Annotated in this window: 1 protein-coding gene, 2 tRNA genes and 3 rRNA genes; 5 read left to right on the top strand and 1 reads right to left on the bottom strand. The window is 46.8% G+C overall.

What is annotated here, in order from left to right:
* Positions 1 to 202 precede the first annotated feature (202 nt).
* The 5 genes from HCUR_RS05655 (at position 203) to rrf (ending at position 4,963) form a co-directional block, all read left to right on the top strand.
* Positions 203 to 1,691: ribosomal RNA gene (locus HCUR_RS05655) — 16S ribosomal RNA — on the top strand.
* Between the two features lie 87 nt (positions 1,692 to 1,778).
* Positions 1,779 to 1,852 (top strand) — tRNA-Ile (locus HCUR_RS05650).
* 9 nt (positions 1,853 to 1,861) lie between these two features.
* Positions 1,862 to 1,934 (top strand) — tRNA-Ala (locus HCUR_RS05645).
* A 126-nt stretch (positions 1,935 to 2,060) separates the two neighbouring features.
* Positions 2,061 to 4,809 (top strand): 23S ribosomal RNA (locus tag HCUR_RS05640).
* A 39-nt stretch (positions 4,810 to 4,848) separates the two neighbouring features.
* Positions 4,849 to 4,963 (top strand): 5S ribosomal RNA (rrf, locus tag HCUR_RS05635).
* The 16S, 23S and 5S rRNA genes sit together here with 2 tRNA genes alongside, the layout of an rRNA operon.
* 32 nt (positions 4,964 to 4,995) lie before the next feature.
* Here the strand turns inward: rrf and HCUR_RS08735 are convergent.
* Positions 4,996 to 5,269: hypothetical protein (locus HCUR_RS08735; protein WP_165780798.1), on the bottom strand; the 274-nt coding region annotated here is incomplete at its 5' end.

Genomic DNA, 5,269 nt, shown 5'->3' with positions numbered 1-5,269 from the left:
AGGGTAGGGAAAGGAAAAGAAAAAAGAACAATTTGAAAAAAAGGGTATTGACAGGGGTAGAGAAGGGGGGTAGGATGGTACTCAGATCTTTGAGAAAGTAAAGAAAAAAAGAGAGATAAACAGTCAACACGTTTATCCCGTTAATAACAAAGTAAAAAAGTAGAAGCTAGGGTACTGAACCGGAAGGTTTTGTACTTAGATTAAACATGAGAGTTTGATCCTGGCTCAGAACGAACGCTGGCGGCATGCTTAACACATGCAAGTCAAACGGGAGGTAGCAATACCTTCAGTGGCAAACGGGTGAGTAACGCGTGGGAATCTGCCTTTTGGAGGGGGACAACCGAGGGAAACCTTGGCTAATACCGCATACACTTAGAAATAAGAAAAGATTTATCGCCAAAAGATGAGCCCGCGTCAGATTAGGTAGTTGGTGGGGTAAAAGCCTACCAAGCCTACGATCTGTAGCTGGTCTGAGAGGATGATCAGCCACACTGGGATTGAGATACGGCCCAGACTCCTACGGGAGGCAGCAGTGAGGAATATTGGACAATGGGGGAAACCCTGATCCAGCAATGCCGCGTGAATGAAGAAGGCCTTCGGGTCGTAAAGTTCTTTTACTCGTGAAGATGATGACGGTAACGAGAGAAAAAGCCCCGGCTAACTCTGTGCCAGCAGCCGCGGTAATACAGAGGGGGCTAGCGTTGTTCGGAATAACTGGGCGTAAAGGGTACGTAGGTTGTTTTTTAAGTGAGATGTTAAATACCCAGGCTTAACCTGGGGGGTGCGTCTCAAACTGGAAGACTAGAGTGTGGTAGAGGAAAGTGGAATTCCTAGTGTAGAGGTGAAATTCGTAGATATTAGGAGGAACACCAGAGGCGAAGGCGACTTTCTGGGCCATAACTGACACTGAGGTACGAAAGCGTGGGGAGCAAACAGGATTAGATACCCTGGTAGTCCACGCCCTAAACGATGAGTGCTAGACGTCGACTTTTGGGTTGGTGTCGCAGCTAACGCATTAAGCACTCCGCCTGAGGACTACGATCGCAAGATTAAAACTTAAAGGAATTGACGGGGGCCCGCACAAGCGGTGGAGCATGTGGTTTAATTCGTCAACACGCGAAAAACCTTACCAGCTCTTGACATGGGAGTCATCGGTTCTAGAGATAGAACTTTCGGTTCGGCCGGACTCCACACAGGTGCTGCATGGCTGTCGTCAGCTCGTGTCGTGAGATATTGGGTTAAGTCCCGCAACGAGCGCAACCCTTGTCCTTATTTGCTAACAGGTTATGCTGAGGACTATAAGGAGACTGCCGGTGATAAATCGGAGGAAGGAGAGGATGACGTCAGGTCCTCATGGCCCTTATGGGCTGGGCTACACACGTGCTACAATGGTGACGACAAAAGGATGCGACGGGGTGACCCTGAGCAAATCCCTAAACGTCATCTCAGTTCGGATTGTTCTCTGCAACTCGAGAACATGAAGTTGGAATCGCTAGTAATCGTGGATCAGCACGCCACGGTGAATACGTTCACGGGCCTTGTACACACCGCCCGTCAAGCCATGGGAGTTGGTCCCACCTGAAACCAGTGAGCTAACCGAAAGGAGGCAGCTGACTATGGTGGGGTCGATGACTGGGGTTAAGTCGTAACAAGGTAGCCGTAGGGGAACCTGCGGCTGGATCACCTCCTTTCTATGAGGCAGGAAGTTTAGTACTGCAACGATAGGAATTGGGGTAACATGTGTTGACTGTTTATCTCTCTTGAGAATAAAAGGTACCGGGCTAATAGCTCAGTTGGTTAGAGCGCACGCTTGATAAGCGTGAGGTCGTAGGTTCAAGTCCTACTTGGCCCACTTCTACAAGGGGGTGTAGCTCAGCTGGGAGAGCGCGTGCTTTGCAAGCATGAGGTCATCGGTTCGATCCCGATCATCTCCACCTTTTAAGTTTCGATAAGATTTATTTGATAAGTATATAAGAATGGGTAATAAAAATTCAATTATTTAACTAATTTCAGTTAAATGAAATAAATAATTAGTTTAAAAAAAATTTAACATGAGTGTAAATCAAGCGTTAAAGAGCATTTAGTGGATGCCTTGGCATTGAGAGGCGATGAAGGACGTGAAAGACTGCGAAAAGCTGCGGGGAGGAGTCAATATCCTTTGATCCGCGGATCTCCGAATAGGGAAACCTACCGCAATAGCGGTATCTTAGTCTGAATTCATAAGACTTAAGAAGCGAACCCAGCGAACTGAAACATCTAAGTAGCTGGAGGAAAAGAAATCAACCGAGACTCCGAGAGTAGTGGCGAGCGAAATCGGACCAGGCCAGTGCGTGTTTAATCAGAACTAGAATTCTTTTGGAAAAAGAAGCCATAGAAGGGTGATAGCCCCGTATAGGTAGCGGATTAAATACGACAAGAGTAGGGCGGGACACGTGAAATCCTGTTTGAATATGGGGGGACCATCCTCCAAGCCTAAGTACTCCTCAGTGACCGATAGTGAACAAGTACCGTGAGGGAAAGGTGAAAAGTATCCCGATAAGGGAGGTGAAATAGTATCTGAAACTGAATGCTTACAATGCAGTCGGAGCAGCGAATAGGCTGTGACGGCGTACCTCTTGTATCATGGGTCAGCGAGTTTGTTTGTGAAGCAAGCTTAAGTCGTTAGATGTAGGCGAAGCGAAAGCGAGTCTTAATAGGGCGCATAGTTTCACGAATAAGACCCGAAACCAGGTGATCTAGCCATGAACAGGCTGAAGGTGCGGTAATGCGTGCTGGAGGGCCGAACCATATGCTGTTGCAAAAGCTGTGGATGATTTGTGGCTAGGGGTGAAAGGCCAATCAAACCTGGAAATAGCTGGTTCTCCGCGAAATCTATTTAGGTAGAGCGTTGTATGTTTCTTTTTGGGGGTAGAGCACTGAATGGGCTAAGGGGAAGCGATTCTTACTAAACCCAACCAAACTCCGAATACCAAAAAGCCAAGTACAGCAGACAGACGGCGGGCGATAACGTCCGTCGTCAAAAGGGAAACAACCCTAACCACCATCTAAGGTCCCTAAGTTATCACTCAGTGGGTAAGGAAGTGGATTGACCAAGACAGCTAGGAGGTTGGCTTAGAAGCAGCCATCCTTTAAAGAAAGCGTAATAGCTCACTAGTCTAATTAAGTCGATCTGCGCCGAGAATGTAACGGGGCTTAAGTGATACACCGAAGATGTGGGCTTTTCGTAAGAAAAGCGGTAGCGGAGCGTTCTGTAGGTCGTTGAAGAAAGATCGTGAGGTCTTTTGGAGATATCAGAAGTGAGAATGCTGACATGAGTAACGTAAAGAAGTGTTAAAAACACTTCCGCCGAAAGTCCAAGGGTTCCTGCGCAAGGGTAATCCACGCAGGGTGAGCCGGCCCCTAAGGCGAGGACGAAAGTCGTAGTCGATGGGAATCAGGTTAATATTCCTGAGCCAGCTGGAGATGACGGAGAGACTAGTCTGTTGGTCCTTATTGGATTGGACCAGCTCGTTAGAATCTTCCAGGAAATAGTCCCAGCAATAGACCGTACCCCAAACCGACACTGGTGGACAAGTAGAGTATACTAAGGCGCTTGAGAGAATGATGTTGAAGGAACTCGGCAAATTAACTCCGTAACTTCGGGATAAGGAGTGCCTTGATGAGGGAAACCTTTTTGAGGTGGCACATAAGAGGGAGTAGCGACTGTTTAACTAAAACACAGGGCTCTGCAAAGAAGAAATTCTAGGTATAGGGTCTGACGCCTGCCCGGTGCTGGAAGGTTAAGAGGAGGTGTGCAAGCACTAAATTGAAGCCCCAGTAAACGGCGGCCGTAAATCTAACGGTCCTAAGGTAGCGAAATTCCTTGTCGGGTAAGTTCCGACCTGCATGAATGGCGTAACGACTTCTCCACTGTCTCCAACATCAACTCAGTGAAATTGAATTCTCCGTGAAGATGCGGAGTACCCGCGGTTAGACGGAAAGACCCCGTGCACCTTTACTATAGCTTTGCATTGGTACAAGGTAGATTCTGTGTAGGATAGGTGGGAGGCTTTGAAGCGCTGGTGCTAGCTGGCGTGGAGCCAACCTTGAAATACCACCCTGAATCTATTTGGTATCTAACTGAGCGCTGTAAACCCAGCGCCAGGACCATGCATGGTGGGTAGTTTGACTGGGGCAGTCGCCTCCTAAATTGTAACGGAGGCGCGCGATGGTAAGCTCAGGCTGGACAGAAATCAGCTGTAGCGTGCAATGGCACAAGCTTGCCTGACTGTAAGACTTACAAGTCGAACAGAGACGAAAGTCGGTCATAGTGACCCGGTGATCCCTTATGGAAGGGTCATCGATCAACGGATAAAAGGTACGCCGGGGATAACAGGCTTATCCCTCCCAAGAGTTCTTATCGACGGGGGGGTTTGGCACCTCGATGTCGGCTCATCGCATCCTGGGGCTGTAGAAGGTCCCAAGGGTTTGGCTGTTCGCCAATTAAAGCGGTACGTGAGCTGGGTTCAGAACGTCGTGAGACAGTTCGGTCCCTATCTGCCGTGGGTGTTGGAAAATTGAGAGGATCTTTCCCTAGTACGAGAGGACCGGGATGGACGTACCTCTGGTGTACCAGTTGTTTTGCCAAAAGCAGTGCTGGGTAGCTATGTACGGACTAGATAACCGCTGAAAGCATCTAAGCGGGAAACTAACCTCAAAACTAATTTTCCCTAAGAGGACTGTGGTAGACTACCACGTTGATAGGCTGAGTGTGTAAGAAAGGTAACTTTTTTAGCTAATCAGTACTAATCGTCCCATTGGCTTGATTTACATTCATGTTAGATTTTTTATTACCCACGGTATTTATAGACTGGTGACTAGAGCAGGTGGAAAACACACGATCCCATTCCGAACTCGACCGTTAAGACGCCTAGCGCTGATGATATTTCGTCTTAAGACGTGAAAAAGTAAGTCGTTGCCAGTCTTTAAGTATCTTTTCTTATGTAAAATAACTTTTTATAAAATCTTTTTACCTTTCAGTTTACTGATTACGTTCACTTCTAGTATTTTATCTAGCGTAGTTCCAGAATTAATTGGCTCAGTAAAAGGAATCATTTTTGTTAGTAACCCTTGAACATCCGGGTTATTAGTATCCATTTTTCTTAGAATACTAATATTGTTTATTAATAATTTTTTAATAAATTGTTGCTTAGATACAATGTCATTGTATTCTGAAATCACTAGGGGTACGTTAGTTGTACTATATTGCTCAAATACTGCTGAAAAAGAT

It is taken from the genome of Holospora curviuscula (assembly GCF_002930195.1).
GTDB lineage: Bacteria > Pseudomonadota > Alphaproteobacteria > Holosporales > Holosporaceae > Holospora > Holospora curviuscula.
The sequence above is the reverse complement of the archived record's forward strand: the minus strand, read 5'-3'. Positions and strand labels throughout refer to the sequence as shown.